At 61.8% G+C, this 26284-nt stretch carries 25 protein-coding genes; 16 read left to right on the top strand and 9 right to left on the bottom strand.

Annotation, left to right across the window (positions count from 1 at the left end; translation table 11 throughout):
- The first annotated feature begins 222 nt into the window (after positions 1–222).
- The 3 genes from HHL09_RS23650 to HHL09_RS23640 all read left to right on the top strand — a co-directional run bounded on the left by HHL09_RS23650 (position 223) and on the right by HHL09_RS23640 (position 4141).
- Positions 223–1230, top strand: coding sequence for a muramidase family protein (locus tag HHL09_RS23650; protein ID WP_169457138.1), 1008 nt, complete (start codon positions 223–225; stop codon positions 1228–1230).
- Between the two features lie 334 nt (positions 1231–1564).
- Positions 1565–1807, top strand: a complete 243-nt coding sequence (locus HHL09_RS23645) for a YMGG-like glycine zipper-containing protein (RefSeq protein WP_169457137.1) — start codon at positions 1565–1567, stop codon at positions 1805–1807.
- Positions 1808–1924: 117 nt separating this feature from the next.
- Positions 1925–4141 (top strand): protein-disulfide reductase DsbD family protein, encoded by a 2217-nt coding sequence (locus HHL09_RS23640; protein WP_169457136.1) that lies wholly within the window; start codon positions 1925–1927, stop codon positions 4139–4141.
- A 116-nt stretch (positions 4142–4257) separates the two neighbouring features.
- Here HHL09_RS23640 and cysK read toward each other — a convergent pair whose 3' ends face one another.
- The 4 genes from cysK to HHL09_RS23620 form a co-directional block, all read right to left on the bottom strand.
- Positions 4258–5220, bottom strand: coding sequence for a cysteine synthase A (gene cysK, locus HHL09_RS23635; protein WP_169457135.1), 963 nt, complete (start codon positions 5218–5220; stop codon positions 4258–4260).
- Positions 5221–5291: 71 nt separating this feature from the next.
- Entirely contained in the window at positions 5292–6023 is a 732-nt protein-coding gene (locus tag HHL09_RS23630; protein ID WP_169457134.1) for a phosphoadenylyl-sulfate reductase, read from the bottom strand.
- A 126-nt stretch (positions 6024–6149) separates the two neighbouring features.
- Positions 6150–7868 (bottom strand): NADPH-dependent assimilatory sulfite reductase hemoprotein subunit, encoded by a 1719-nt coding sequence (locus HHL09_RS23625; protein WP_169457133.1) that lies wholly within the window; start codon positions 7866–7868, stop codon positions 6150–6152.
- A 150-nt stretch (positions 7869–8018) separates the two neighbouring features.
- A complete protein-coding gene (locus HHL09_RS23620; protein WP_169457132.1) occupies positions 8019–9806 on the bottom strand; it encodes an assimilatory sulfite reductase (NADPH) flavoprotein subunit in 1788 nt (595 codons plus the stop codon).
- Positions 9807–10038: 232 nt separating this feature from the next.
- Between HHL09_RS23620 and HHL09_RS23615 the strand changes: the two genes are divergently transcribed.
- Entirely contained in the window at positions 10039–10248 is a 210-nt protein-coding gene (locus tag HHL09_RS23615) for a hypothetical protein (RefSeq protein WP_169457131.1), read from the top strand.
- A gap of 24 nt (positions 10249–10272) precedes the next feature.
- Here HHL09_RS23615 and HHL09_RS23610 read toward each other — a convergent pair whose 3' ends face one another.
- Positions 10273–10722, bottom strand: a complete 450-nt coding sequence (locus HHL09_RS23610) for a hypothetical protein (RefSeq protein WP_169457130.1) — start codon at positions 10720–10722, stop codon at positions 10273–10275.
- Between the two features lie 122 nt (positions 10723–10844).
- On the opposite strand from HHL09_RS23610, the gene HHL09_RS23605 reads away from it, so the two are divergent.
- On the top strand, positions 10845–11474 hold the full coding sequence (locus HHL09_RS23605) for a hypothetical protein (RefSeq protein ID WP_169457129.1): 630 nt from the start codon (positions 10845–10847) through the stop codon (positions 11472–11474).
- Positions 11475–11484: 10 nt separating this feature from the next.
- On the opposite strand, the gene HHL09_RS23600 is transcribed toward HHL09_RS23605, so the two are convergent.
- From HHL09_RS23600 to HHL09_RS23590, 3 genes are all read right to left on the bottom strand, one after another.
- Entirely contained in the window at positions 11485–11916 is a 432-nt protein-coding gene (locus HHL09_RS23600; protein WP_169457128.1) for an AP2 domain-containing protein, read from the bottom strand.
- Positions 11917–11990: 74 nt separating this feature from the next.
- Positions 11991–13364: a hypothetical protein gene (locus tag HHL09_RS23595; protein ID WP_169457127.1), complete on the bottom strand. Its 1374-nt coding sequence runs from the start codon at positions 13362–13364 to the stop codon at positions 11991–11993.
- 109 nt (positions 13365–13473) lie between these two features.
- On the bottom strand, positions 13474–15279 hold the full coding sequence (locus HHL09_RS23590; protein ID WP_169457126.1) for an arylsulfatase: 1806 nt from the start codon (positions 15277–15279) through the stop codon (positions 13474–13476).
- Here HHL09_RS23590 and HHL09_RS23585 point away from each other — a divergent pair.
- The 5 genes from HHL09_RS23585 (at position 15278) to HHL09_RS23565 (ending at position 20845) form a co-directional block, all read left to right on the top strand.
- The gene (locus HHL09_RS23585; protein WP_240963693.1) at positions 15278–15793 is read left to right on the top strand and encodes a low molecular weight protein-tyrosine-phosphatase; all 516 of its coding nucleotides are present in this window, start codon (positions 15278–15280) and stop codon (positions 15791–15793) included. The genes HHL09_RS23590 and HHL09_RS23585 overlap by 2 nt on opposite strands.
- Positions 15794–15942: 149 nt before the next feature.
- Positions 15943–17457 carry an OpgD/OpgG family glucan biosynthesis protein gene (locus HHL09_RS23580; protein WP_169457125.1) on the top strand — a complete coding sequence of 505 codons (1515 nt, stop codon included), beginning with the start codon at positions 15943–15945 and terminating at the stop codon, positions 17455–17457.
- Positions 17433–18023, top strand: a complete 591-nt coding sequence (locus HHL09_RS23575) for a hypothetical protein (protein WP_169457124.1) — start codon at positions 17433–17435, stop codon at positions 18021–18023. The genes HHL09_RS23580 and HHL09_RS23575 overlap by 25 nt, the downstream gene beginning before the upstream one ends.
- A complete protein-coding gene (gene mdoH / locus HHL09_RS23570) occupies positions 18023–20173 on the top strand; it encodes a glucans biosynthesis glucosyltransferase MdoH (RefSeq protein WP_169457123.1) in 2151 nt (716 codons plus the stop codon). Before HHL09_RS23575 ends, mdoH begins: the two co-directional genes overlap by 1 nt.
- Before the next feature lie 24 nt (positions 20174–20197).
- Complete coding sequence (locus HHL09_RS23565) at positions 20198–20845, top strand: hypothetical protein (RefSeq protein ID WP_169457122.1); 648 nt, start codon at positions 20198–20200, stop codon at positions 20843–20845.
- 17 nt (positions 20846–20862) lie between these two features.
- On the opposite strand, the gene HHL09_RS23560 is transcribed toward HHL09_RS23565, so the two are convergent.
- Entirely contained in the window at positions 20863–21432 is a 570-nt protein-coding gene (locus HHL09_RS23560) for a dihydrofolate reductase family protein (protein ID WP_169457121.1), read from the bottom strand.
- Between the two features lie 271 nt (positions 21433–21703).
- Between HHL09_RS23560 and gluQRS the strand changes: the two genes are divergently transcribed.
- From gluQRS to HHL09_RS23530, 6 genes are all read left to right on the top strand, one after another.
- Positions 21704–22546, top strand: a complete 843-nt coding sequence (gluQRS, locus tag HHL09_RS23555; protein WP_169457120.1) for a tRNA glutamyl-Q(34) synthetase GluQRS — start codon at positions 21704–21706, stop codon at positions 22544–22546.
- A gap of 66 nt (positions 22547–22612) precedes the next feature.
- Positions 22613–22822 (top strand): hypothetical protein, encoded by a 210-nt coding sequence (locus HHL09_RS23550; RefSeq protein WP_169457119.1) that lies wholly within the window; start codon positions 22613–22615, stop codon positions 22820–22822.
- Between the two features lie 99 nt (positions 22823–22921).
- Positions 22922–23422 carry a peptidylprolyl isomerase gene (locus HHL09_RS23545; protein WP_169457118.1) on the top strand — a complete coding sequence of 167 codons (501 nt, stop codon included), beginning with the start codon at positions 22922–22924 and terminating at the stop codon, positions 23420–23422.
- Between the two features lie 303 nt (positions 23423–23725).
- Positions 23726–24439, top strand: coding sequence for a hypothetical protein (locus tag HHL09_RS23540; protein WP_169457117.1), 714 nt, complete (start codon positions 23726–23728; stop codon positions 24437–24439).
- 30 nt (positions 24440–24469) lie between these two features.
- Positions 24470–24988, top strand: coding sequence for a hypothetical protein (locus HHL09_RS23535; protein WP_169457116.1), 519 nt, complete (start codon positions 24470–24472; stop codon positions 24986–24988).
- On the top strand, positions 24988–26040 hold the full coding sequence (locus HHL09_RS23530; RefSeq protein WP_169457115.1) for a hypothetical protein: 1053 nt from the start codon (positions 24988–24990) through the stop codon (positions 26038–26040). The genes HHL09_RS23535 and HHL09_RS23530 overlap by 1 nt, the downstream gene beginning before the upstream one ends.
- Positions 26041–26284: the final 244 nt, after the last annotated feature.

Genomic DNA, 26284 nt, shown 5'->3' with positions numbered 1-26284 from the left:
GAGGAGAATCGTCCTCTAACGAGAGTGATTTTCCCTCGAATTCTCCCGGCTCCCGGCGGGTTCAACGAGACGCCGCGTAGCCCCGCTCCGCCTACCCTGCGCCTACCCGAGCGGGTCTCCAAATTTAAATCAGCTGACTTGGAAGCACTTACACCCTTATAATTAAGTTTTATTAAATTTATATTGCCGCTCATTCAAAATTTTGAAATTACTTCTCCCGTCATGAGAGCACTGCCGTTTCTCGCCGCCATTCTGATCGCCGCGCCATTTGCTGCGGAGGCCAAATCCGAACTGGAGCTTCTCCAGGACCGCTGCCACGAGCAGGAGCGCCAGATCCGCCAGTTGGAGGAGGAAAATTCCCGCCTCAAGCTGATGGGCATCGCGAGCACGACCCCGGCCATCAAAACCGAGGCCTCTGCCGCTTCCGCAGCAGCTCCAAAGGCCGCCGACAGGCCGGCTGCCAATACTTCTTCTTCCGCTTCCTACGGCACCGTCCGCAAGGGCGATACCCTGACCAAGATCGCCAAACGCCACGGCACCACGCCGGAGACGCTGGCGAAACTCAACAAGATCAAGAATCCGGCCTCGATCCAGATCGGCCAGAAGCTGATCCTTCCCACGAAGGCCGCTGCGGCTCCTGCGATCGCCAAGTCCGCGGCTCCTGCACCTGCAAGCGCGCCAGCCAAAACACCGGCAGCTGAAAAACCCGCTGCCGCCCCGGTCCACGGAACGCACATCGTGAAGTCCGGCGAGACCTTCTTCAGCATCGCCCGCCACTACGGACTCAGCCCGGAAGCTCTCCAAGCCACCAATCCGACGATCAAGCCCGTGAGCCTTCGCGCCGGCCAGACGCTGACGCTCGGTGGCAAGCAATCACCCGCTGCCGCTGCAGCCCCCGCTCCGGTGGCAGCAAAGAAGCAAACCTCTTCCCCAAAGCAGGCTGAAGCGCCGAAGGAAACCGCGAAGAAAGAAGCGGCTTCCACTCCGGCTCCGACCCCGGCACCCGCTGCCGCCCCTGCTCCTGTCGAACAAGAGAAACCCGCGACCGAAATGGCGTCTAACACGCCGCGCGTCCGCCTGATCTCCATCGACACCCCGACCGATTTCTCGGCGTTTGCCGCAGCACACGGCACAAGCACCGCGAAACTGAATGCCCTGAATGGCCAGAACCTAAATTCCAGTACAGTCCTTGCAAAGGGATCGGAGTTGTATGTTCCCGCCCAGCCTTGAGAAACGCAGCTCCGCTTCCTTGGTGATGGCCTTTTAAGGACATGGCACCCGCCCGGGTTACATCCCCGGGCGGGTTTTCCTTTTATAGCGAAGAGCCCCACAGGACGCTCGGAGGAACGTTGCCTTCCTTCGTTGTTCCAGTTGCAGGGTTGTTAGAGGGGCATCTCAACGGCGCGCCGTGCCTTCATACGGGAATCTGCGCAGTGCTTCGGCCGCATCCCGCTTGAATAAAAGGAACACGAAAAACGTTGGGCAATGCGTGATGCATTCCCGCTTGCGCAGTCGCGCTTCCGACGGGAGGTATCTCACGTTACCAAACTAACCGATCCGAACCATGAAGACATCCCTTGCCCTTCTCGCCGTCGCTACCGCTTTCCTCGGCTCCAGCTGCCAGAACTACGGTCCAAACGCCAACCGTGGTGCCGCAACCGGAGCCCTGATCGGCGCAGGTGCCGGTGCCATCATCGGCAACCAATCCGGTCACGCCGGTGAAGGCGCGCTCATCGGTGCCGCCGCAGGCGGTATCGCGGGTGGTGCCTATGGAAATGCCCGGGACCAGGAGCAGCGCGGCTATTGAGCAATTCACTTGGCTCAAGCCATTGATTTCCATTGCCGGACGGGTTCCTTTGGCCCGCTCCGGCTTTTTTTATTCGGATGAATCCGTAGGCCTGTGCCTCTATTCACGTAGCAAGCGATGCCTGTCATGCGATTTACCCAGTACCTCCTCACGGCCGTTTTCGCCGGATCCGGCCTGTTTTCCCTGCCTGCCACGGCCCAGGAGGACTTTCTGAATCCCCTTGGCTCGGCTGCCGGAGCTGCCGCGGAAAAGGAAACGCCAGCCACGGCGGTGATTCTTTCCGATGCGAAGGAGATCGCTCCCGGCCAAGCCTTTCGCGTGGCGCTGAAGATCACCCATGCGCCTCACTGGCATACCTACTATCTCAATCCGGGCTTTGTCGGCTCGCCGCCGGAGATCAAGTGGACACTGCCGGAAGGTTTCACCGCAGGGGCGCTGGAGTTCCCGGTGCCGCTGCGAGGCGAGAGCGCAGGCTTCCCGCTCTATGGCTATGAGGGCACGGCTTACTTTCTCCAGACGATCACTCCGCCCGCAACGCTGAAGGCCGGGGAAACTGTGACGCTCTCCGGCAAGGCTTCATGGCTGGTCTGCAAGGAGCAGTGCGTGAACGGCGATGCCGAGCTGAGCCTGGCACTGCCGGTGGCCACTTCCGCCACCCCGAATGCCGAAGCTGCGGCGGATTTCACGAAGGCCGATGCCGCGATGCCGCTGAAGGCTCCAGCATGGGAAGTGACTGCCAGCGAGACGGCTGATAGCGTGACACTGCATTTGAAGGGCGGCTCGGGGACGGTGGCAGAGCCGAAGAATGTCTATTTCTTCAGCAGCAACGTCATCGAAGACGCAACGAAACCGCAGGCATTCGCGAAGGATGGCAGCGGTTGGACCCTCACCATCCCGCGCAATGAGGACACGGATCCGAAGCCGGATGTGATCGATGGCATTCTGAAATCCGACAACGGCTGGTTGGAGGGCAATGCGTCCCAAGGTCTGGCGCTTGCGGCAATCAAGATCGGTGCACCGGGTGGCAGCACGGCTGCGGCAGTGGCACCCTCCTCGTCTGATTCAGGCGCGAATGCAGGCTCTTCTCCATCATCCTCCACGCTCGGGCTTCCCGCGACGCTGGCCTTCATGTTCATCGGCGGGCTGATCCTGAATCTGATGCCCTGCGTCTTCCCCGTCATCGGCCTGAAGATCATGGGCTTCGTCCAACAGGCGGGCCATGATCGCAAGAAGGTGGTGACGCACGGGTTTGCATTCACCGGCGGCGTGCTCGTTTCCTTCTGGGCGCTCTGTGCGCTCATGCTTGCCGGTGGCATCCGGAACTGGGGCGGCCAGCTTCAGAATCCTTGGGTTGTGCTTTGCCTGCTGCTCGTCATGCTGGTCTTCGCGCTGAGCATGTTCGGCGTCTTCGAAATCGGTGCCGGTGCCACGGGCGTTGGCGGCAATCTCGCGAACAAGGAAGGTATCTCCGGAACCTTCTTCTCCGGTGTGCTTGCCACCGTGGTGGCCACACCTTGCTCCGCGCCTTTCCTTGGCACGGGCCTCGCAGCCGCGGTGCAATTGCCCACGCCCCTCTTCATCCTCGCCTTCACCTTCATGGCACTGGGCTTGAGCTTGCCCTACCTGCTGCTCTCCTTCTTCCCCGCGCTCGTCGATCGCCTGCCACGACCGGGTCCGTGGATGGAGTCCTTCAAGCAAGGCATGTCCTTCCTGCTCTTCGGCACGGTGGCTTACCTCGCCTGGGTCTATATTCTTCAGGTAGGCGATCAGCTTGCCGGACAAAAGAGCCTGCACGTGCTGCTCGGGCTCACGATCATCGCCGCCGGCTTCTGGATCCTCGGCCGCTGGTCGGTGCCTTATCGCTCGCCCAAGTCTCGAGTGATCGGACGCGTGGCGGCAGCAGCCTTCGTGGTGAGCGGCTTCGTGCTCTCCAAGCCATCCCCCGCCCCGGTCGTCGTCGCGGATGCCCCGGTCATCCAGTGGGAAGAATGGTCGCTCGCGAAGCAGGAGGCGCTCCTAAAGGAGGGCAAGTCGGTCTACGTCGACTTCACGGCCCGCTGGTGCCTCACCTGCCAGACGAACAAGGCCGCCGCCTACACCGAAGATACGGCACGCCTTTTCAAGGCCCACGGCATCGTCGCGCTAAAGGCAGACAAGACCGTGGACAAGCCGGAGATCGACACGGAGCTCAAGCGTCTTGGCCAAGTCGCGATCCCCGTGAACGTGCTCTACGCGAAGGGCGACCCGAAACCGGTTATCACACAGACCATCCTGACCGCGGGATACCTCCAAGGCTTCGTCCGTCAGCATCTCGGCGAGGGATTGCAGCCCTGAGTCCTCTCAGGACAAGCCCGGCCCGGAGCGCTGCCGCGCGGGCTCCTACGATCATCAAAAAAAGCGCCTCGTCCCGATCAGGACGAGGCGCTTTAAAGCATTTGCCCGGAGTCAGATCAGATCTCTGCCACCGGCAGGCTCGCGACTTCTTCACGGACCTTCTCGGCGAGCAGCGTGGACAGGTAGCGTTCCGTGGAGGAAGCCCCGATGGTCACGACACGCTTGCCTTGGAACTCAGGACGCTTCGCGACTTGGATCGCGGCCCAGACGTTGGCACCCGTGGAGATACCGGCGGGTAGACCCTCTTCCTGGTTCAGGTATTGCGCGGTTGCGAAGGCATCCTCGTTTGCCACAAGGATCGTCTCGTCGATGATCTCGACGTTGAGGTTCTTCGGGATGAAGCCGGCACCGATGCCTTGGATCATGTGCGGGCCGGGCTGGCCGCCGGAAATGACCGGGCTGGCCACCGGTTCCACTGCGAAGGTCCTCATGCCGGGATTGCGCGACTTGATGACTTCCGAGACACCGGTGATCGTGCCACCCGTACCGACACCGGCAACGAAGGCGTCGATGTTGCCATCGGTATCGCGCCAGATTTCCTCGGCGGTCGTCTTGCGGTGGATCTCCGGGTTGGCCGGGTTGTCGAACTGGCCGGGGCCGAAGGATCCCGGATTCTCTTCAATGAGTTGCTTCGCCTTGGCAATCGCACCACCCATGCCGCGGGCACGCGGGGTGAGCACGATCTCAGCACCCAGAAGGCGCAGCAGCACGCGGCGCTCGATCGACATGCTCTCCGGCATCGTCAGGATGCAGCGGTAGCCTTTGGAGCGGGCCACGAAGGCGAGCGCAATGCCGGTGTTGCCGGAGGTCGGCTCGATGATCAGGCCGCCCGGCTTGAGTTGGCCGTCACGCTCGGCGGCTTCGATCATCGCCTTGCCGATCCGGTCCTTCACGCTGAACAGCGGGTTGAAGAACTCAGCCTTCAGCAGCACCTCGGCACCGGTATCGGCGGAGATCTTGTTCAGGCGGATCAGCGGGGTGTTGCCGATCGTGTCGGCGATGGAGTTTGCGATAGGCATAAGATACGGGGTAGGGAGTTGTCGGGTCAGTGCGGTTGCTGATGCCGTGGTCGGCTCTCACTTCCGTTTCGTTAGATTTGGAAATCCGTGTTGCCGGAGTCAAGATGAAGGCCGCACTCGTATTTCTCGCCGTTGAAGCGCGTCGCCTCCGCGTCGAGTCCGTCGACGGCAGGCTTGGTGCTATGCCAGTCGCCCATCGTCACGTAACCTTCCGCTGCCAGCGGGTGCTGGGGCAAGCCGCGATCGTGCATGTAAACGGAAACCTGCGCGTCCGCCCAATCGAGGATCGGGTAGACCTTCAAGGTCTTTTTCTGCTGCTCGGCGTAGGGCCGCTCCACGCGGCTGCTCGATTGGCTGCGGCGCAGGCCGCTGATCCACACATCCCCGCCGGTCTCGCGCAGCGCGCGGTCCATCGGCTCGATCTTGGTCAGCATGGCGTATTTGGTCAGCCCTTCCAAACCCTGCTCCCAGAGCTTGCCCCACAGGGCTTCCATGCGGGCGGCGGAGTGGGTCGGCTGGTAGACCCGCAGGTCGGTGCCGAAGCGATTCGCCAGATCCTCCGCGTAACGGTAGGTTTCCGGGAAGTTGAAGCCGGTATCGATCCACACCACCGGGATCTCCGGGGCGTAGCGGGAGATGAGGTCCAGCATCACCGCCGCCTGCAAGCCGAAGCTGGTGGAGGCGATCAAGCGCTTGCCGTAGCGCTCGTGCAGGAGTTGGAGCCGCTCGCCGGCCTTCAGGCGGGCGAGATCCGCCGAGAGGGCTTCGGCTTCGGAGAGTGTGGCTGTTTGGGAAAGACTCATTTTGATAAACCGCGATGACCGCGAGAAAAGGTTGGGGAATTGAAAAACGGAAAGACGTGGCGATGGGGTACGGCCTAAGGCCGACACCGCTGGTATCCGGTTTCCTGTTCCCGCGTCATGGCTGGTTCAGACTTTGAGAGCCTCTTCCTTGATGTTCTTGTGGAAGTCCGCGCCCTGCACCGTGGCGGCGACGTATCCCGCTCGGATCACGAAGTCACCGAAGTGCTCGCCGGCATTCCGCTCCTTCGCATAGCGCTGGAAGATCGGTGCCAGCAGGCTGCGGATCTCGCTCGCGTTGATATCCTGCCGATACAGCTTGCTCAGGCGCTGGCCGGCGTGGCCGCCACCCAGATAGAGATTGTAGCGGTCCGGACCGCGGCCGACGAAGCCGATCTCCGAGATGAAAGGGCGGCCGCAACCATTCGGGCAGCCCGTCATGCGGATGGTAATCGAATCGTGGCGCAGGCCGGCATTCTCCAGCTCCTGCTCCAGGTCCGTGATTACTTCCGGCAGGTAGCGTTCCGCTTCCGCGAGCGCCAGGCCGCAGGTAGGAAGGGCCACGCAGGCAATCGAGGCCAGGCGCAGCGCGCTGCGCTCGTGGCTACGATGCATGCCGTACTTTTCCAGCAGGGCCTCAACCTCGGAACGCTTCTTCGCGGAAACGTTCGCGATGATGAGGTTCTGGTTCGCGGTCAGGCGGAAATCGCCGTCGTGGATCTTCGCGATCTCGCGAAGGCCGGTGCGCATCGGGAAAGCCGGGGTATCCAGCACGCGCCCGCCTTCGACGAAGAGCGTGTAATGGAAATTGCCAAACTCGTCCTCCACCCAGCCGAAGCGGTCGCCGTTGTCCTTGAACTCATACGGACGCACCGGTCCCAACTCGTAGCCGAGGTATTCGTTCAGCTTGGCGAGGATCCAGTCCGGACCGTGGTCGTCCACGGTATACTTGAAGCGCGAGTGCTTGCGGTCCGTGCGGTCGCCGAAGTCGCGCTGCACCAGCACCACCTTCTCCGACACGTCCACGATCTGCTCCGGCGTGCAGAAGCCGATCACGTCCGCGAGGCGCGGGTAGGTGGCCTCGTTGCCGTGGGTCGAGCCCATGCCGCCGCCAACGGCGACGTTATAGCCCACCAGCTTGTCGTTCTCGACGATGGCGATGAAGGAAAGGCAGTTCGCGAAGATGTCCACGTCGTTGCTCGGCGGCACGGCGATGGTGATCTTGAACTTCCGCGGCAGGTAGGTCTTGCCGTAGATCGGCTCCTGTTCCTCCTCGGTGCTCTCGATCTTTTCCCCATCCAGCCAGATCTCGTGGTAGGCGCGGGTCTGCGGCGTGAGGTGTGCGGAAATATCCTGCGCCGCCTTCAGCACCTCCGCATGCACGGAGGAGAGATACGGGTTCGGATTGCACATCACATTGCGGTTCACGTCGCCGCACGCGGCCACGGTGTCCATGGCGCACTGGTTGATCTCCTTGATCGTCCGCTTCAGGTTCGTCTTGATGATCCCGTGGAACTGGAAGGCCTGGCGCGTGGTCAGCTTGATCGTGCCATTGGCAAATTGCTCCGCCATGCGGTCCGTCTCCAGCCACTGGTGCGGCGTGGCCACGCCACCGGGCACGCGGATCCGGATCATGAAGGAGTATGCCTTCTCCAAGCGGTGCTTTCGGCGGTCGTTCCGCAGGTCACGGTCATCCTGCTGATAGGTGCCGTGGAATTTGAGGAGCTGCTGGTCATCCTCCGACATGGAGCCGGTGGAAAGATCGGAGAGGCCCTCGGCGATGGTGCCGCGAAGGTAGTTCGAGCGGGTCTTGATGCCTTCGTTGGCGGAGAGTTTCTTTTCGCTCATGGAAAAAAGTAGAAAGGAGTGATCAGTGCCGGGTGATCGGTGATCAGTGGAAGAAATCGATTTTCGGTAGCTGCTAGGTGGTTCGGAGAAGTGACCAGTGCTGCAATGGCGGCTGCTTCACTGATCACCGCTGACTGATCACTTGGCACTTCAGTAGACGTCTCGTTGATAGCGTTTGGCTTTCTTCAGGTCTTCGACGTAGGCCTCCGCCACGTCGCGGGCGAAGCCGCCTTCTTTCTCCACGACGGAGATCAGGGCTTCGTGGACATCGCTGGCCATGCGCGAGGCATCGCCGCAGACGTAGAAGTGGGCACCTTCCTGCAGCCAGGCGTAGAGCTCCTTGGAGCGATCCAGCATGCGGTGCTGCACATAGACCTTCTCCGGCTGGTCGCGGGAGAAAGCGACATCCAGCTTCGAAAGGAAGCCTTCCTTGAGATGATCCTGCCACTCCGTCTGGTAAAGGAAGTCGTAGGTGTAGCGTTGGTCTCCGAAGAAAAGCCAGTTCTTGCCCGGCTTGCCCAGATTCCCGCGGTGCTCGACGAAGGCGCGGAAGGGCGCGACGCCGGTGCCGGGTCCCACCATGATCACCGGAGTATCCGACGAGGTCGGCAGGCGGAAGTTCTTGTTCTGGTGTGTGTAGACCGGCACCTGAGCGCCCTTCGCCACCAGGTCGGCCAGATAGGTCGAAGCCACGCCCTTGCGATGATTGCCATGCGCGTGATAGCGCACGGACGCCACCGTGAGGTGCACTTCACCCGGATGCGCCAGAGGGCTGGAAGCGATCGAGTAAAGGCGCGGTGGCAGCTTGCGGAAGATCGATGCGAGATCGGCAGCGGCCAGACCATTCGAAGCGAAGTCATTGATCGCATCCACGATCCAGCGGCCCCACTGGTAATCCTTGAGCTGATCCTTCGCATCATCCGCGAGCAAGGCCGCGAGCTTCTCGGATCCGGAGATCGTCTGCAGCTTCGTCAGCACGGCGCGGGACAGAGCGGTGATATCGAAATCCTCGCGCAGGGCATCGGCCAGCACCTTGCTCCCCACGCCCTTCACCTCCACGGTCTCACTGCCGGAAAGCTTCGCTGCCTTCAGGATGCCTTCGACGAGATCCGGCGCATTCACCGGCACCACGGCCAGCGCATCACCCGGCTCGTAGCTCAGGCCTGAGCCATCGAGTGAAAGCTCGTAGTGCCAGGTTTCCTTGGTCGTGCCCTCGCCATTGAGGAGCACCTTCTCAAGAAGCTCGGAAGGAAAAGGGTTCTTCTTTCCATACTCCACGCCGCCCACCGGGGCAGCGGCGGCAGGAGCGCCCACCACTTCCACGATCCCGGAGTGCGTCGCAGGAGCCAGTGCCTTCAGAGCGGCATCCAGCCAGCCGGCGTACGGCTCTTCATACTCCACATCGCAATCCTGACGTGGCGAGACGCGCTTCGCTCCAAGCTTTTCCAAGCGGGCATCGAAGTCCTTGCCCGTCTGGCAAAACTTCTCGTAGGCCGTATCCCCCAGCGCGCACACCGAGTAGCGCAGGCGAGGCAGCTCCACGGAGGAACCATTCATGAATTCCTTGTAGAAAGAGGTGGCGCTCTCCGGTGGCTCGCCATCACCCCAGGTGCTCACGATCACCAGAAGGTTTTCCACCTTCGCGAGATCGGCGGGAGAAATATCCGCCATGTTCTTCACCGCGGCTTGGAAGCCCCGCTTCTTGGCTTCTTTCGCGGAAAGGTCTGCCAGCTTCTCGGCATTGCCGGACTCGGTGCCATACAATACCGTCAGCTTCACGGATGCCGCAGGCGTGATCGCTGCCGGCGCGGTCGCGGAAGACCCTCCGGCAGAAAGAAATCCGGCGAGCCAGAAACGCTGGGACGCATCAAGGCCTGCCAGCGCGATATCAACCGCGCGGCGTTGATCGGGAGAGAAGGGAGCGTGCTCTGGAAGCATTACCTTAGTTTCTTGCTCAGGTTTGTATGGTTTCGGCGGGAGAATTCACCCGCCTCGCCCCGAGCGCAAGGCAAAATCCTCACTTTGCGTATTTGTCCGACAGCCTTCGATCCTGACGGAGCTCCAGCACACCTTCAGCACCTCCCCCGAAATGGGGAAGCACACCCAAAATCCGACATCGACATTCCCAAATGATTCGTTCATAAGGGCTTATCGAATCTCCCCATTCGACATGAAAGCTCCCCGCTCCCCCACCCAATTCCGTACCTCGATACGGCACTACCATCGCACCCTCCCCACCCATTCCGGTGATTGGAACAACTGGATCGGCGAGGAAGGAAAACCGAAGAAAAAATTAAGCCGGAAACTCTCGGTTTCCATGGCCATCATCGCGGTGCTCGCGGTCTCGGTCGGCGCGGTTTTCCTGCTCGGCGGCTTCTAAAGAAGCCCACACCGACGATCGGCGTTAGTAGCCGTTTTTCCGCACCAGCTCGGAGAGCTGCTTCTGGAACTCCATGACGTCCTCTTGCGTAGGGCGATAGCCCGGCGTGTCCGTGTCCAACCCGGGACGGCCATACTGGTCGAGCATCCAGATGCCGGTTTCGCCATCGGAAAAGGTCACCTTGCCGGAAATCATGGCTCCCGGCAGTGCGATGTTGTCAATTTCCACGGTCACGGCACCGGTCGGCACCGGAGCAGCCGCGATCGCCTCCTCAACCGGCTTCTTTTCTTCCTTCGGAGCCTCGGCGATCTCGATCCCCAGATCCAGCACCAGGAAACGCGCATCCATATAAGTGATGGAGATGCCGAGATCATCCTTCATCCGCTTTTGAAGATCGGCAATGCTCGCCCCTTCCGCAGCCCACTGCTTGAGGGAGGATTTCTGATCTTCGGAAAGCTTGCTGGCGCTGAACATGCCCGGAGTCTCAAAGACCACCACCCGGCTTTCCAAGCCCCAAATCGGAAATGTGTGCGAGCAACCTCAGCCTATCCAACCGACAATCCGGGCCGTAGCAGGTTTTTGTCACCACCTTCCTCATGCTCCCCCAGCCACCCGCAGACGAACCCACGTCAGAGGAGATTCCTCCCTTCTTCCGGATCGGCCCCCTCACCTTGGTCCTCGGGTCCTTCTGCATCTATGGCACCTTGGTCTTGCTCGCTGAGGCTCTCCAGTGGAGGGACCTCAAGGACGGCATCAAATCGGGCATGCCTCTCGCAATTCTCGCGACGATCCTGATTGCACCCCTGCAGTTCCTCATCGCCTTCGCATGCATGAGCCGCAAGCGCCGCGGCAACTGGCGGACCTTGCTAGTGATTTTCCCCGCCCTCCTCGTATCCCTGCTTTCGATCTACCAGATCTCGACCCTTTATCCGCACGAACGCCGCGCGCGAAACCAACTCGCGAGCTTTCTTCAAGGTCCGGTTCCCCCATCGGTCAGGAATCTCGATCTCGACTATCGTGGCGACGCCTTTGGTGGCACACGATGGCTCATTAGCTTCGACCTATCACCCGCGGACTGGGACAGCATTTCGAAGTATCCGCCCTTCGAGTCCTCTGCTCTCCACGCAGCCTCTGGCCGCGCTTGGGGACATGAAGGAGGAGTTTTCTTCGCGATCGAGTTCGACTCCGCGGCGCGGCGCTGTCGCTATACGATTACATCGGACTGATCCGCAGCGCCTACAACCCCGCCCCATCCTTGCGCGCTTCCACCGCCATCCGGAAAGCCTGCTTCTCTCCGTGCCGCTTCACGGAAAACTTCACGCATCGTCTCTCCCCGGGCGCGGGACACCAGGTCGCTTGCCAGAACCAATAACTCGCCCCGCTCGCGGCGACGACGCACACCTTCGACACCCCCACCACCCCCGATGAGTTCCGCGGTGACCTCCGGCAAATGCGGACTGCATTCTCCTCGTCCGCCATCCGCTTCACCAGATCGTCCCGCCACAGCCTCGCCGCATCGTAAGACTCCGGAACGCCGCCATACGAGCGGTCCGCAAAGAACTTCCCATGCTTCACACCGCGGCGCTGGATGCGCACCTGCCAGCCGTGCGTCCCGGCACGGGGCAAATCGATCCGGGCGATCGCATAAGTGTCAGGGGGGATCCACATGAGCACGGCATGAAAAAAGCGGCAACGGACGATTCGCGCCCGCTGCCGCCTTGTCAAATCATCGGCATCATGGCTCAGCGACCACGACCCCAGCGACCGCCGGGGCCACCCTGACCGCCACGATCATTGAGCAGACGCTCCTTCGCCTCATCACTAAGGGTGGTGGAGCTCTGCACGGCGCTCGTCGCGGCATCGCGGTCTTCACGCATCCAGCCGCTGTAGGTCATCCACAAGGTGCGGTTGCGGGTCCCTTCGTCCTCGATCGTTTCGGCCAGCGAAACCGAGCTGGCTGGATCGCCGGTGCGGTTGGACCAGATGTAGGTCGCGGTGGACTCGTCCTTCAGCTCGCCTTGCGGCAGGGCTTCGATCCACTTGAGAGCTGCGGTCGGGTCGGTGCTCGCCCAGGAAGACATCACCGGACGGATGGCATCATCGATATCTTCGGTCTGCTGCTGGCTCACCCACGCGGCGGCAGCGGCAGGATCCTTGCGCGCCCACGGACCGGCGACATCTTCGATCGCGCGATCCCGGTCACGTCCTTCCGGCAGGCTCGCCACCTTGGAAGCGGCACCTTCCGGATCAGTCAGAGCGAGGGTCTGGAGAGCGGAAGCCATGGCACGGTCACGGGACTCGGCAGGCAGCGTCGCGATCCATGCTTCAGCAGCGGCGAAATCGGTGGAACTCCACTTCGAAGCGATCTCGCTATAGGCTCGGGCCTGGTCATCGCCCGTCAGGGTCGAGGCGACTTGGGCGGCCTTGTTCGGATCCTTGGTGGCCATTTCGGCGATCACGGAATTCAGCGCGGCACTCTTGTCGCGACCGGTGAGACCGTTTGCCCACGCAAGCGCGGCTTCCGGATCAAGCTTCGCCCACTCGGAGGCGATCACGGAAGCGCCGCTATCGCCACCCGGACCTCCACGACCGGGACCAAAGCCCATGGCCGCGAACTCACGCGGGTTCTCTGAGAAATACTTCGCGGCGTTCTCCGGATCCACACTTGCCCAGCTCTGGAGCACGGTCGGGCGGACAAAAGCGCCTTGGAAACCCATCGTGTTCGCAAAGGCGAGCGCCCCCTTCGGGTCCACTTCACCCCATCGGCCGAAAAGAAGGAAGGAAGCCATCAGGCGCTGCGCCATCGGCATCCCATCCAGCTTGCCGGCTTCAGCTTCCAGCTGCGCGGCATCCATGCCCGAGTAAAGTTCCATCAGCGCCTGCATGCGGGCGAGCTGGCCTGGTTCCTTCATCACATCCGCGATGCTGCGGGCACCGCGCTTGGCCTCGGCGTTCGCGCTGGCACTGCCACCGGAGCGGCTGGTTTTCGTCTCGAGAGCAGCCTTGGCGGCAGACTCGGTGGTGTCGGTGGCGGGAGCACCGGCTTTGCCCGCGAGGTAACCTCCGGCGGCACCTGCAAGCAGGGCCGCGATTCCGATGGTGGCGGTGTTTTTCATGATTCGATCGATCTCCGGAGGCTGTGAACCCGCCCCTACGCGAAAAGTTGCGGAACTTTTCAGGGAGATTTGGAACGGCGGATACCCCGGTTTCCCTGATCACGCCGCCTCACTTCGCCGGCTTTACCTTCAGTTCCGGGATCTCGATCTTTCTCTCCCCCTTCCGTTCGATGCTCGTGAAAAACGCGCCCAAGATCCGGTCGTTCAGCAGTTGCCCGTCGAACCAGATCTCCAGGTCGACCGGTCCGGCATCGAGATCGATCGGCAGTTGAAAGGAGGTCGCACCCGACCGGATCTCCACGCGGGTTTCCTCCTGGCCGGCACGGATGTGCGCCACCCCCTTGCGCAGTTGGGAGAGATCCCTGCGATCCTCCGCCGATGCCTCCGGCGGCAGCAGTCCGAAATTGAGCTCATAGCTTCCCGTCCGCGCCACCTCCAGCTTCCAGTGTCCGGAGCGCGAAGGCAGCGCATTCCTCGTCGCGGCGACTTGCACGTCCTTCAGGAAGCGGCGGATTGCGGCGTGATTGACGCACTTCTCCGCGCCATCCGCCTCGGTTTCCTTGGAGGGCCACCAATCGTGAGCCGTCAGCTTCACCACCGGGCAGGCCTCGCTTCCCACCACATAGCGCACCGGCTCACGCACCACCGGCAGCACCTCGTTCCACCACTTGCCATACTCCGCAAGCAAGCGCTGCGCCTCTTCCGGATGCTCCGCGAAGACATTCTTCTCCTGCCCCGGATCCGCCTGCATGTCGAAGAGCTCCAGCCCCACCAAACGCCAGCGCTGGTCCCGAACCGCGAAATCCCGTGCCCGGAAGCGCGCCGCAGCCGCATCTCCCGGCCAGCGTCCCACTTGGGTGAAAAGGATGCGATCTTCGGGAAACTTCTCCTTGCCCAGCAAAGCTGCCGAAAGATCCCGGCCATCACCCTTCCATCCTTCCGGCCGCGGCACCGCACACAGGCTCGTGAGCGTGGGCAGCAGATCAAGATGCGCCGCGAGTTCATCCACTTCACGTCCCGCCGCGATCTTCTCCGGCCAACGGATGAAGCACGGCACCCGCGTCCCGCCTTCATCCGCGGTCCCTTTCCGGCCTTTCATGCCTGCATTCTGCCGGGCCATCGCGGAACCATTGTCGGTAAGGAAGACCACGATCGTATCCTTCGCCGCTCCACTTGCTTCCAGTTCCTTCATCAGGCGGCCGAAGCCGGCGTCGATGTTCTCGATCATCGCATTGAAGGCCGCATAGCCATCCAGCTTCGCATCCTTCACCGGCGGCACGTAGGGGTCGTGCGGAGCATTCGTGGCAAGGTGCAGGAAAAAGGGCTTCTTCTCCGCGACCTGGGTCTTCATCCAGCCAATCGCTTCATTGAAGAAAACATCCGTGCAGTAGCCGCTGGTTTTCTCCCAGCCACCGCGGCGACGGATCGAAGGATCGTGATACGCATTCCCCCAGAAGTCCGGCGTCTGACCGATGCCTCCGCCGCCGTGGGCAAAGACGTCGTCGAAGCCCCGGTCTTCCGGCCGGCAGGGATAGGCATCGCCCAGATGCCACTTCCCGAAAATGCCGGTCCGGTAACCCGCTGACTTGAACATCTCCGGCAGCGTCGGGATACCCGGCTTCAACAGGCTCCGCCCCATGAAGGTGTGGCTCACTCCGCAGCGGAATTCATGGAGTCCCGTCATCAGCGCCGCGCGCGTCGGCGCACAAGTCGGACTCACTTGGAAGCGATCGAAGGCCGTCGACTGTTTGCGAAAGTCATCCAGAGCCGGAGTCTTGAGGTTGGCATTTCCATTCGAGGACAGGTCCCCATAACCTTGGTCGTCCGTGATTACCACGATCACGTTCGGACTCGCCGCAGCGAATACAATCAGGATAAGATTTACGATTGCCGCGAGCGCGGAAACACGGAGCATGATGCCCCTGCTTCTCCACCCGATGTCCGCCGACCGCAAGCCCTTCCGTGTTCTGTTCATCTGCATGGGAAACATCTGCCGCTCTCCCGCGGCCGAGATCGTCTTCCGCAGGATGGTGGATGAGGCGGAATTGTCGCACGCCATCCACATCGACTCGGCAGGCACCATCGGCTATCACGCAGGCAAGGGCCCGGACCCGCGCATGGCAGCCACCTTGAAGTCCCGCGGTTACACCATCGCCGGGAAATCCCGTCAGGTCCACCCGGATGATCTCGATGACTTCGATCTCCTGCTCGTCGCCGATCAGGAAAACCTGGCCGATCTCCACCGCCTCGACGGCACCGGATCACGCAGGAGCAAAATCCGCCTCCTCGTCGAGTTTTGCCAAGACCGCGAGGCATCTCACGTGCCCGACCCCTACTACGGCGGCCAGAAGGGATTCGAGGACGTGGTAGATCTCGTCGAGGACGCCTGCGAGGGCCTCCTGCTCCATGTCCGCAAGGCACACCTCTGAATCACCCCGAAAGTGGGGACAAACGGGGATTACTCGCAAAAATCCCCCATCTTTCAGCCGATCTCACAATACCGCGCATTGACAGGAACGCGCGACAGGTTATGCGCTGGCTTGTGGTTCAACGCATCACCCTTCTAACGGCCGCGCTGATGTTTTCCTCCCTCGCCTACGGGCAGCTTTGGGAGCGGGAGGATGTCACCTTCGAGAGGATCGATGCCAAGGCCAAGGAACTGGCTGCCGCTCCCTATGCCGCTCCTGACAAGGAGTCGCTGCCGGATTGGATGAAGAACCTGAGCTACGACCAGTATCGGGACATCCGCTTCGTCCCGGAGCGCGCCCTCTGGGCCGCCGAGAATCTTCCTTTTCGCGCCATGCTTTTCCATCCCGGCTACAACTACCGGGAGCAGGTCACGATCAATGAATTCACCGACACCCACCAGCAGCGGGTGCGGCTTGCAGAGGCCTTCTTCAACTACGGCCCGCTGATCACGAACCGCGGCGAGCTGCCGCAGGATGCCGGTTTCGCCGGTTTCCGCCTGCATGCCCCGCTGAACCGCGGTGACTATTTCGACGAATTGGTAGCTTTCCAAGGCGCCAGCTACTGGCGCGCCCTTGGCAAAGGTCAGCGCTACGGGATCTCCGCCCGCGGCATCGCGGTGGATACCGGCGCGGAAGGCGTGGACGAGGAATTCCCCCTTTTCCGCGAATTCTGGCTGCGTAAGCCCGTCCCGGAGGACAAGGCTGCCATGCTTTTCGGCCTGCTGGATGGCCCCTCCTACACCGGGGCCTATGGCTTCATCATCCAGCCTGGCGAGGACACCGTGATGACTGTCCGGGTCGTCCTCTATCCTCGCAAGGCGGTGAAGCGTCTCGGGCTCGCGCCGATGTCGAGCATGTATTGGTTCGGCGAGAACTCCCGCCGGCGCTTCGATGACTTCCGCCCGGAGGTCCACGATTCCGATGGCCTGTCCATCAAGATGGGCACCGGTGAGCGTATTTGGCGACCGGTCACCAACGACAGCGGCAAGCTGGAGTTCAGCTTCTTCCCCATGGCGAAGTGCGAGGGCTTCGGCCTGCTCCAGCGTGATCGCCGTTTCGCCGCCTATGAAGACGGTGAGGCCGCTTATGACAAGCGCCCCTCCCTTTGGATCGAGCCCACCAGCGAGTGGGGCGAAGGCAAGGTGATGCTCATGGAAATCCCGGCTACCAACGAGATCCACGATAACGTCGTGGCGCTCTGGGAACCGGTCCGCACCCCGCAGCCGGGCGAACGGCTCGAGTTTTCCTACAAGCAGCACTGGACGATGTCCGAGGACCCCGCCCACGCAGGTGGCCATGTCGTCGCCACCCGCACCGGATTGCACGATTGGCAGCCGGAGCAGCGTACCGTCGCCGTGGAGTTCGCGGGAGGTCCCTTGGAGAAATGGGAAGGCGATCCGCCGCAGGCTCAGGTGACTGCCGTGGGAGAAGCCGGAGAAAAGATCAAGATCCAAGGCGTGGCAGTGCAGCCGCTGCCGGAAGGCCGCTGGCGTGTCGCCTTCCAGATCGCCCCTGCCGCGGAAGGCGGCAAGCTGGCCGATGTCGGCCCGCAGGAGTTGCGTTGCAGCCTGAAAAAAGGCGAGGATTTCCTGACCGAAACATGGGCCTACCGCATCATCCCCTAGAGACCCTCCGGCCGCTCACCGAGACCGAGCTGGCGGAGTGGGAGGAAGCCTACGCCGCCGTGGAAGCCTACCTTCAGGCCCTGCGCCTGAGGAACCGCCTGCTGGTGGCAGAATTGGTGCGCGCCATCCTGTGGCGCGCCTCTGCCCGCGGGGCCAAGGAGCCCGGCGTCCCCGCCCGGGTGCTAGCCATGGAGGAAACCTTGAGCGAGATCGCGAACTGGACCCAGGACGTGCTTGATGAGCCGCTGGAAAACCGCCGCCTCGCCGCTCGTGGCCGTCTCGCCCTCCTGCTGGCGGACATGCCCGGCAAATGGCAAGGCGTCTTCCTTACCCCCGCGCCATGGCCGCCCGCCTTCAAGGAGGCGATGTGCAAATCCTACCTCGCCGCCGGCCCGAATTTCGCGGAGCTAACAATGATCCCGCAGCCGCTGGAGCTGAACGTCATCGGTGAGGGTGCCGCCCAGTGGTGGGAAACCATGGACCGCCGCCCGATCGTGCGGAAGATGTTCGCCCTCTTCCTGCTGGCGCTGATCGGAGCCACCGTGTGGTTCATTTTCTTTGAGTGATGGACGACCTTCCCACAGATGACCGGAAGTCGGTCCGGCCCTTCTTCAGTCCCTTCCTGGCCAAGCTGCGCCGCCTTGTTTTCTTCGGCAGCGTGGTGCTGGTGAATCTGATCGCCTGCTACTGGCTCTACGATCTATTCACCCGCTTGGGCATGCACCGTGCCCACGTGCTGTTGCTGGCGGTCTTCTTCATCCTGAACGGCCTGCTCGTTCTCGGTTCCTTCCACGCCATCTTCGGCGCGTGGGACATCCTGTGGGGCAAGAAGCAGGCGGTCCGCATCACCAAACTGGCGGAGAAAGCCGGCGATGGACCGCTGGCAAAGCGCTACGTGGTGGTGATGCCGGTCTACAACGAGGACTGCAATCGCTTCTGCGCCCGCATCGAGGCCATCTACCGGTCGATCGAGGCCACCGGACACATCGAGTCCTTCGATTTCTTCATCCTCAGCGATACCCGCGACCTCGACCTCTGGGTACTTGAGGAAACGGCATGGACGAATCTCTGCCGCAAGCTCAATGCCTTCGGCCGCATCTACTACAGGCGCCGTAAAAAGAACTCGAACCGCAAGGCCGGCAACATCGGCGACTTCGTCCGGACCTGGGGCGGCGGCTACGAGGCCATGGTCGTACTGGATGCGGACAGCCTGATGGACGGCGGCGATATCCTGAAGATGACCCGGGTGATGGAAGCCTACCCGAACCTCGGCATCCTCCAGACCCCGCCGAAGCTCATTCGCGGTTCCTCCGTTTTCACGCGCCTCCAGCAGTTCGCGATGCGCCTCTACGGGCCACTCTTCATCCGTGGCCTGAACTGGTGGCAGCTCGGTGGTGGCAGCTACTGGGGTCACAATGCACTGATCCGGGTCAAGCCCTTCTCGGAGTTCTGCGAGCTTCCCGACCTTCCGGGGCGCGAGCCCTTCGGCGGCAAGATCCTCAGCCATGACTTCGTGGAAGCCGCCCTGATGGTTTCCCAAGGCTGGGAAGTCTGGCTCGCCTGGGATATCGAGGGCACCTACGAGGAAGCGCCGCCTACCCTGATCGACCACCTGAAGCGCGACCGCCGCTGGTGCCAGGGAAATCTGCAGCATCTTTGGCTGATCTTCGCCCGCAAGCTTCCGCTCACTGTGCGTGCCCACCTTTTCATGGGCATCATGGCCTACCTGGGCAGCCCACTTTGGTTCCTCTTCCTCATTCTCGGCACTTGGGTCGCCTGGGACCGCGAGGCCAGCGGACTGAGCAATCTGCCCTATGACGGCACTCTGGTGGACCGCTATCTCCACATCGATGGCGTCACGCAGAGCCTGATCCTCACCGGCTTCATTTTCAGCCTGCTCTTCCTGCCGAAGATCCTGGCGATGATCGGATCGATCCTGAATCCGCGCGTTCGGCGCTCCTTCGGCGGCTTCTTCCCGCTGGTGACCGGCGTCTTCATGGAGACCATCCTTTCCATGCTGCTGGCTCCCGCCGTGATGGTGGCCCACACGCTGATGGTCTCCAGCATCGTGCTCGGCTACGCCGTCGGCTGGGGCGGCCAAAACCGCGAAGCGGATGGCACGGCATGGAGCGAGGCACTCTCCGTCCACGCCGTGCCCACCATCCTTGGCATTGCCTGGGCCGTGCTGGCTTGGAACATCAGCCCGACCTTCGCGGCATGGATGTCCCCCATCCTCCTCGGTTTGATTCTCTGCATTCCCGTCTCCGTCTGGACCAGCCGCGCCCGCTACGGAAAGGCGCTGGCAAAGAGCAAGATCCTCGCCATCCCCGAAGAACTGAATCCTCCGGAGGTGATGAAGCTCGCCGACCTCGCAACCGCTTCGATCGACCCCGCCTTGGATGCCACGCAGCAAGGACGCCATGGCGTCATCGCCGCGGTGGTCGATCCCTACGTGAATGGTGTCCACGTTTCCCTGCTTGAGCCCGCCGAGCTCAACGAGACCGAGGAAGCGCTGATCGAGCGCTGCCTGACCCTCGGCCCCGGCGCGATGTCGAAGGATGAGATGATCGAGCTCATGTACCTCGCTCCCGGCATGCTGGCGCTGCACCGCGCGGTGTGGCTGCGCCCTGCCGAAGGCATTCACTCGACTTGGACCCAAGCGGTCGAGAGCTACCGCCGGCGGATTGACACCGGAAGTCTGGACGACATAACTTGATTCCGGTCGCTAAGACCGGAACTCATGACAAAGCCCCTCTTCCTCCTCGCCTCCACGGTGCTCTTGGCGAATTGCTCCCAGCAAACCGCTTCAAACCCCTCGATCTCCATCGACCATCTCGCCGACCTTTCGGGGGGCAAACCGGTGGTAGCGAAGGAATACCGGCTCCGTGTCGTGATCGAGGAGAAGGGAAAAATAGTGAATGAGTCGACTCTCGCGGCCCGTCCGGGCAAGGAAGCGAAGTTCTCGATGACCCGGGAATTCGTTTACCCTTCCGCCTATCAACTCGCAGCCGTCAGCACCCTCAAGGTTCCGGCTTCCACATCCCCGCGCCCCTACCCGGTCACCCCGTCCACGCCGAAGGAATTCGTCACCAGGGACCTTGGCTACACCGGCAGCCTCACCGTGAAACCGGAAGGCGGCTTTCTGGTCATCAAGGGCATGCTTGCCAACGAGAGCTTCATTGGTTTCTCCCGCGCACCCGGCGAGGCGATCTCTCCGATCAAGGACGCCAAAACCCGGGTGACCCTGACCGAAAACCGCGTGGACCTTCCCAACTTCGTCCGCAGCGAAACCCCGGTCTTCATCGCGGGCCTTCCCGGTGTGCCTCACAAGATCGAGCTTCCCGGCGTCAAGGGCAGCGTCACGATCACGGCAGAGCCCGTTCCTTGAATCTTGGAAAGACTCCCTCAGGCTTTGCTCTCGTCACCGCGGCTCACCTCGTAGCGTAGCTCTACCATGCCCGCCCCCATCTGGCGGACCGTGGTCAGCTTCAACGTCGGGCTCAAAACCCGGCGTGGAAACAGCGGCTTGCCCTGCCCAAGGGTCACCGAGCCCACCTGCACGATCATCTCGTCCAAAAGCCCCGCATCATAAAACTGTCCAGCCAGATCGCCGCCACCGACGATCCACAGGTTTTTCCCGCCTGCCTCCCCGGCCATCGCAGCGTGCACTTCCCGCACATCCCCTTGCACAAAGCGGACATCCGCTCCCTCGATCGGGCTCAGCGAGCGTGTGCTGAAAACCCAGACTGGCTGCGTGTAAGGCCACGCGGATCCGGTTTCAGCCGCCACCTTGTCGGCGTTCCGCAGCATCCACTCATAGGTGGAGGATCCCATCGCCAGCGCACCAACTTCCGCGATGAATTCCGGATAGCTGGACTCACCCAACTCACCGAGCGTGAAAAGCCATTCCAAGGAATCGTCCTCGGTGGCAATGAATCCATCCAGACTGGTGGCGGTATAGTATTGGGTCTTCATGTTAGTCGGGGTGTCGGGCGGCGAATTCCCTAGGGGCATCAAATCCGAATGTCACGCTGCCTCACCAGGCCGCACGCCAGGCATCCTCGGCCAAACGCGAAACTCCTTGCAGCCGAACAGGTCTCCTCCCGCTGCTCTCGCCTTTTAAATTTCGCGCCCTTTCGCGTGATCTCGCGGTTAACAAAAAAGCCCCACCCCTCCAGCGATGTCCTCCAGATGATTGCGCATCGCTGCTTCACCCCACAAGCTCCCCTCCAGCCTCACCCGAAGCATGCCGGAGATTGTCACGCGATTCGCCCCGAGCCCGACCGGCTATCTCCATCTTGGGCACGTGCACGCAGCCAAGGTCGCTCATGACCTCGCCCGCCAGGACGGAGGCCGCTTCCTCCTCCGCTTCGAGGACATCGACCACACCCGTACCCGCCCCGAGTATTACGATGCCATGGAGGAGGACCTCCGTTGGCTCGGCCTCGCATGGGATGGAGCCGCCCTCCGCCAATCCTCGCGCACCGCAGCATACGATGCCGTCTTGGAGCGCCTGAAGGAAATTGGGGCGGTCTACCCCTGCTTCTGCACTCGCCGCGAAATCGAGGAGGAAGTCGCACGCATCACCAACGCCCCGCACGGCCCCGAAGGCGCGCTCTATCCGGGCACCTGCCGCCGCCTTCCGCTCGCGGACCGGGAAGCCAGGATAGCCAACGGCATCCAGCCCGCTTGGCGGCTCGATGTCTCTTTCGCCGCCGGTCTAACCGGCCCCCTTTCCTTCCACGATCTGCAGCACGGCCGCCACCACGTCGACCCCGGCCTGCTCGGAGACGTCGTCTTGGCCCGGAAGGACATCGGCACCTCCTACCACCTCGCCGTGACCACCGACGACGCGTTTCAAGACGTCACCCATGTGACACGCGGTGAGGATCTCCTGCTCGCCACCCATGTCCACCGCCTGCTCCAAGCTCTCCTGGGCTTCCCGGAGCCCCTCTATCTCCATCATTCCCTCGTTCTGGACGGAAACGGAGTCCGTCTCGCCAAGCGGAATGAGGCGCTCTCGATCCGCCATCTGAAGGCGGCTGGAAACACGCCACAGACAATTCTGGCCATGCTGCCGCTTTCCTAGGTGACCACGCTTCCAATCCGGGCACTTGTCCCGGCACCGGATTCGTGAGATGTTTCACCTGAGCAGATGTTCAACGGCTACACCATACTCGCCGGTTTCGTCTTCGGCACGATTGGCTGGGGTGCCTTTAGCTACGGTCGCAAGCTGGAGCTATGGAAACCCATCGCCATTGGCCTCGCGCTGATGATCTACCCCTACTTCTTCAGCAATCCTTGGCTGTTGTGGGGGGTCGGCGTCGCCTTGCTGGTGACACTATGGTTTCACCACGGCGAGTAGGGGGCCATCACTTGAGACCCGTCCGGACCACTTCCCCGCCTGCGGGAAAGTCCGCATTTCCTTCTGGTCTCTTGCCTCTGGCTTCCCGACTCTTCCCCCATGTCTGACATCCGCATCACGCTGCATACTGACAAGGGCGACATCGACGGCACCCTCTTCACCTCCAAGGTCCCCATCACCACGGCGAACTTCCTGAACCTCGCCAAGCGCGGCTATTACGATGGCGTCAGCTTTCACCGCGTCATTTCGAATTTCATGATCCAGGGCGGGGATCCGACCGGCACCGGCCGCGGCGGCCCGGGCTACCGCTTCGCAGATGAGATCGATTCCTCGCTGAAGCACTCCAAGCCCGGCATGTTCTCGATGGCCAATGCCGGCCCGAACACCAACGGCAGCCAGTTCTTCATCACCCACCTGCCCACTCCTCACCTCGATGGCAAGCACGCCGTCTTCGGTGAAGTCACCAAGGGCCAGGATGTGGTCAACAAGATCGCCCAAGGCGACAAGATCAAGTCCATCACCATTCACGACGATTCTGCCGCGCTTCTGGAAGGTCAGAAGGACCATGTAGAGCACTGGAATTCCATCCTCGATCAGTGATCGGTTGCTACGCTTTACAGCTTAGTTAAGATTCCCAAAATATCCCCCGCCCCCGATGAAAGCCGAGCCCGGCGCTCCATCGGGGGCTTTTTATTTCCTTAAATCACCCATTTAATGATCTAACACACCCTAACAAACGGGCGACACCCCCGGTTTCGGTCCCTCCGTGATCGCGTAGATTGCCCCGGACTTCTTGAATTTCGCGCGGCGCGGCCTTTTGATCTTCCCCGTCGGCACTCCCCCAGCTCCGACATCGGCTCCCCCGCCGATTCTGCTGTCTCATCCCACCCCCACATCCCCCCGATGACATCCCCCCTGCGTTACCGCGGTGGGCGACTGATGGCTGGCATCCTTACTTGCCTCCTTGCCGTCACGAGCTCCCACGCTGCTGAAAACATGGTTCCTACTGGAACGCTCACCGTTGACCGCGATCTGCTTCGCGTTGGCACGAAATCCCAGCTCGCCTGGTCGATCAACTACCCGGCTCCGGTCACGGAAGTGATCGACATCACCCCGCCGAACATCATCAAGCCGAAGAAGGACCTCAAGATGAAGGTCCGCGTGCTTGGTGCTTCCTTCCAGGAATCCGTCACCAAGTTCCTCCCCGTCGAAGTGATGTGGAGCAAGAACAACGCCTCTTGGTCCCGCGTCTTCTACGGTGTCCAGACCAGCGTGGTTCCTTCCACCGTGGTCCTGACCCAGAACGTGAAGAAGGGCGACTCCATCAACTTCGGTGGCCGCGGCTATCGAGATAACAAGTGGCTCTCGCTCTATAACACCGCCTCTGACACCGACAACCTCGTGCTATTGAAGAACGGTGACCGCGTGCCGAGCACTGTCCCCGCTTTGAACGGCCTCTCCATCGAGAGCTTCCTGAAGCCCTACATGAATACCACGACCAAGAAGATCTCCATCGGGGATCGTGACGTGATCATGCTCATGGAACTTGGCCAGACCGATACCCGTAACTCGGGCTTCGACCTTCAGGACTTGGTCGTGCTCGTGACCTTCGAGTGATTTTTCTACCCCCCTCTCCCCCCAGAAAAAATGAAATCCACCATCGCCCTTCTTCTTGCATGGTCCGGCGGCGCCATCGCTGCCCCCACGATGTCTGATCCGGTGACCCCGGAAGAAATGGCCCAGCGCCAGCAGGTCTCTCCGGCTTCCTCGATCCAGAAGGCTCAAGCTTCCACCACCGTGGAAGCGAAGGTGGAGCGGGCGGGAGAGCAATCGATCATCCAACAGTCCGACATCCTTCACGACGGGAAGAATTGGACCCTGGTGCCAAAGGGCGCGGTGCTTCACGTGCCCGCCCAGATGGCCCCGCGGGTCGGAGCCAAGCCACTCGGCACCCTCCTCTCGTGGAATGAGTTCCTCGCCGCGAACCGCGCCTGGATCTCCACCGAGGAAATCTCCTTCGAGCAGGCCGCCGGCAAGAAGCCCCTCAACGAAGACCACAAGGAATACTGGACCACCCAGACCAAGGTCATCGTCGCCACCCATCAGGGCGGCCCGATCTCCGTCCGCCCCGCCCTTTCCGAAGCTGCTGTCACTGCAAACAAGTAATGAAATTTCACCTTCTCCTTGGCGCTCTCCTTTGCTCCCACGCCTTCGCCGCGGGAGAAGGATTCACCAACTTCGTCCGCCAGACACAGCAGGGCACCGGAGTGGTTTGGAACATGCCGGTCAACCCGACAGGCTCCTCCGCCTCCCAGCTCCTGCTTGAGCAAGGCGGATCGCTCTTCCAGCTCTGGACCATCGAGCAAGCCACCGCAAAGGACTACCTGCTCGATCAGAAGGTGGTCGGAACTTACCTGCCGAAGGCCGATATCGTGATCACCACCGTGGACCCGGACCGGGACCCGGTGACCGGCGCTCCCCGCACCCGTGCGGACAAGCCCTTCTCCGTAAAGACCACCGTCAGCGGGCTCCTTTCCGGCGCCAACATCCCGGTCGCAGCCACCAAGGTGCTCTGGGAGCAGCACCTCGCCAGCTTCGGCAGCACGGTGAATTCCATCACCCCCGCACAAGCGACCTCCGGCACGCCGAGGTCCAGCACCTACCTCACCGCAAATGGCACCACCACCGTGACTTCCGGTGCCACCAGCCTGCCCGCCGTCAATGGCGTCGCCGCAAAGGCGAAGGGCCAGGAGCACTTCGTGGTGCATGCTCTGGCTGATGGCGCCCTGACCCAAAGCCAGATCGCCAGCGCTTATGTGCACGTCTGGCCGGTCAGCAGCGGTGAGATCAGCGGCGTTATGGACGACCAGAAGGTCCGCAGCAAGGCCCCGACACTCACCATCAAGGTAAAGGACCTCTACCCGGAAAGCCGTACCTATCTGCAGATCTACGAAGGCCGGCAGGTGCTCGGCACCAAGGGAGTCCTGATGGCCCGGGAGCTCGACTACCCGAACACCCAGAACATCAGCATCACCCCGCAGGACTTCTCCATCTCGGACTACGACGAATACATCAAGAAGGACGGCACCTACACCATCGAACTCATCACCGAGACCGCCTTCGACTCGACCCGCCTCGATTGGGTGACCTTCTCCATCGACCGGGAACTTGAGATCCGAGCCCAGCTCACCGGACTCGATGACAGCGAGATGAAATGATCTGAAGCGCTGTTTGCCCCTGCAAAAAATTCCCCCCGTATGACCGGACCGGCCGGCAGTGACCGGAGGATGTGGAACTCCCCCACCACATCTTCCCCGCTGTCCGGCCGGTTCCATTTTCCTAGAGTAGCGCGCCGCAATGGCTTCATCTCCTCTTACAACGGGAAATCCATTCCCCATGGTACAAGGGCACCACAACTACTAGAACACCAGTAGTCATCACAGACCTCGATCGGCGCCCCCT

It is taken from the genome of Luteolibacter luteus (genome assembly GCF_012913485.1).
Taxonomy (GTDB): domain Bacteria; phylum Verrucomicrobiota; class Verrucomicrobiia; order Verrucomicrobiales; family Akkermansiaceae; genus Haloferula; species Haloferula lutea.
This window is presented reverse-complemented; position numbering and strand designations above follow the sequence as displayed.

What these genes read in the sequence shown, in the direction of transcription:
- HHL09_RS23640 (WP_169457136.1), top strand. Translation starts at nt 1,925, where the DNA reads ATGCCTGTCATGCGATTTACCCAGTACCTCCTCACGGCCGTTTTCGCC.
- HHL09_RS23615 (WP_169457131.1), top strand. Translation starts at nt 10,039, where the DNA reads ATGAAAGCTCCCCGCTCCCCCACCCAATTCCGTACCTCGATACGGCAC.
- HHL09_RS23530 (WP_169457115.1), top strand. Translation starts at nt 24,988, where the DNA reads ATGAAATTTCACCTTCTCCTTGGCGCTCTCCTTTGCTCCCACGCCTTC.
- cysK (WP_169457135.1), bottom strand. Translation starts at nt 5,220, where the DNA reads ATGCCTATCGCAAACTCCATCGCCGACACGATCGGCAACACCCCGCTG.
- HHL09_RS23645 (WP_169457137.1), top strand. Translation starts at nt 1,565, where the DNA reads ATGAAGACATCCCTTGCCCTTCTCGCCGTCGCTACCGCTTTCCTCGGC.
- gluQRS (WP_169457120.1), top strand. Translation starts at nt 21,704, where the DNA reads ATGCCGGAGATTGTCACGCGATTCGCCCCGAGCCCGACCGGCTATCTC.
- HHL09_RS23590 (WP_169457126.1), bottom strand. Translation starts at nt 15,279, where the DNA reads ATGCTCCGTGTTTCCGCGCTCGCGGCAATCGTAAATCTTATCCTGATT.
- HHL09_RS23625 (WP_169457133.1), bottom strand. Translation starts at nt 7,868, where the DNA reads ATGAGCGAAAAGAAACTCTCCGCCAACGAAGGCATCAAGACCCGCTCG.
- HHL09_RS23600 (WP_169457128.1), bottom strand. Translation starts at nt 11,916, where the DNA reads ATGTGGATCCCCCCTGACACTTATGCGATCGCCCGGATCGATTTGCCC.
- HHL09_RS23610 (WP_169457130.1), bottom strand. Translation starts at nt 10,722, where the DNA reads ATGTTCAGCGCCAGCAAGCTTTCCGAAGATCAGAAATCCTCCCTCAAG.
- HHL09_RS23540 (WP_169457117.1), top strand. Translation starts at nt 23,726, where the DNA reads ATGACATCCCCCCTGCGTTACCGCGGTGGGCGACTGATGGCTGGCATC.
- HHL09_RS23565 (WP_169457122.1), top strand. Translation starts at nt 20,198, where the DNA reads ATGACAAAGCCCCTCTTCCTCCTCGCCTCCACGGTGCTCTTGGCGAAT.
- HHL09_RS23545 (WP_169457118.1), top strand. Translation starts at nt 22,922, where the DNA reads ATGTCTGACATCCGCATCACGCTGCATACTGACAAGGGCGACATCGAC.
- HHL09_RS23620 (WP_169457132.1), bottom strand. Translation starts at nt 9,806, where the DNA reads ATGCTTCCAGAGCACGCTCCCTTCTCTCCCGATCAACGCCGCGCGGTT.
- mdoH (WP_169457123.1), top strand. Translation starts at nt 18,023, where the DNA reads ATGGACGACCTTCCCACAGATGACCGGAAGTCGGTCCGGCCCTTCTTC.
- HHL09_RS23580 (WP_169457125.1), top strand. Translation starts at nt 15,943, where the DNA reads ATGTTTTCCTCCCTCGCCTACGGGCAGCTTTGGGAGCGGGAGGATGTC.
- HHL09_RS23560 (WP_169457121.1), bottom strand. Translation starts at nt 21,432, where the DNA reads ATGAAGACCCAATACTATACCGCCACCAGTCTGGATGGATTCATTGCC.
- HHL09_RS23550 (WP_169457119.1), top strand. Translation starts at nt 22,613, where the DNA reads ATGTTCAACGGCTACACCATACTCGCCGGTTTCGTCTTCGGCACGATT.
- HHL09_RS23535 (WP_169457116.1), top strand. Translation starts at nt 24,470, where the DNA reads ATGAAATCCACCATCGCCCTTCTTCTTGCATGGTCCGGCGGCGCCATC.
- HHL09_RS23630 (WP_169457134.1), bottom strand. Translation starts at nt 6,023, where the DNA reads ATGAGTCTTTCCCAAACAGCCACACTCTCCGAAGCCGAAGCCCTCTCG.
- HHL09_RS23605 (WP_169457129.1), top strand. Translation starts at nt 10,845, where the DNA reads ATGCTCCCCCAGCCACCCGCAGACGAACCCACGTCAGAGGAGATTCCT.
- HHL09_RS23595 (WP_169457127.1), bottom strand. Translation starts at nt 13,364, where the DNA reads ATGAAAAACACCGCCACCATCGGAATCGCGGCCCTGCTTGCAGGTGCC.
- HHL09_RS23650 (WP_169457138.1), top strand. Translation starts at nt 223, where the DNA reads ATGAGAGCACTGCCGTTTCTCGCCGCCATTCTGATCGCCGCGCCATTT.
- HHL09_RS23585 (WP_240963693.1), top strand. Translation starts at nt 15,278, where the DNA reads ATGATGCCCCTGCTTCTCCACCCGATGTCCGCCGACCGCAAGCCCTTC.
- HHL09_RS23575 (WP_169457124.1), top strand. Translation starts at nt 17,433, where the DNA reads ATGGGCCTACCGCATCATCCCCTAGAGACCCTCCGGCCGCTCACCGAG.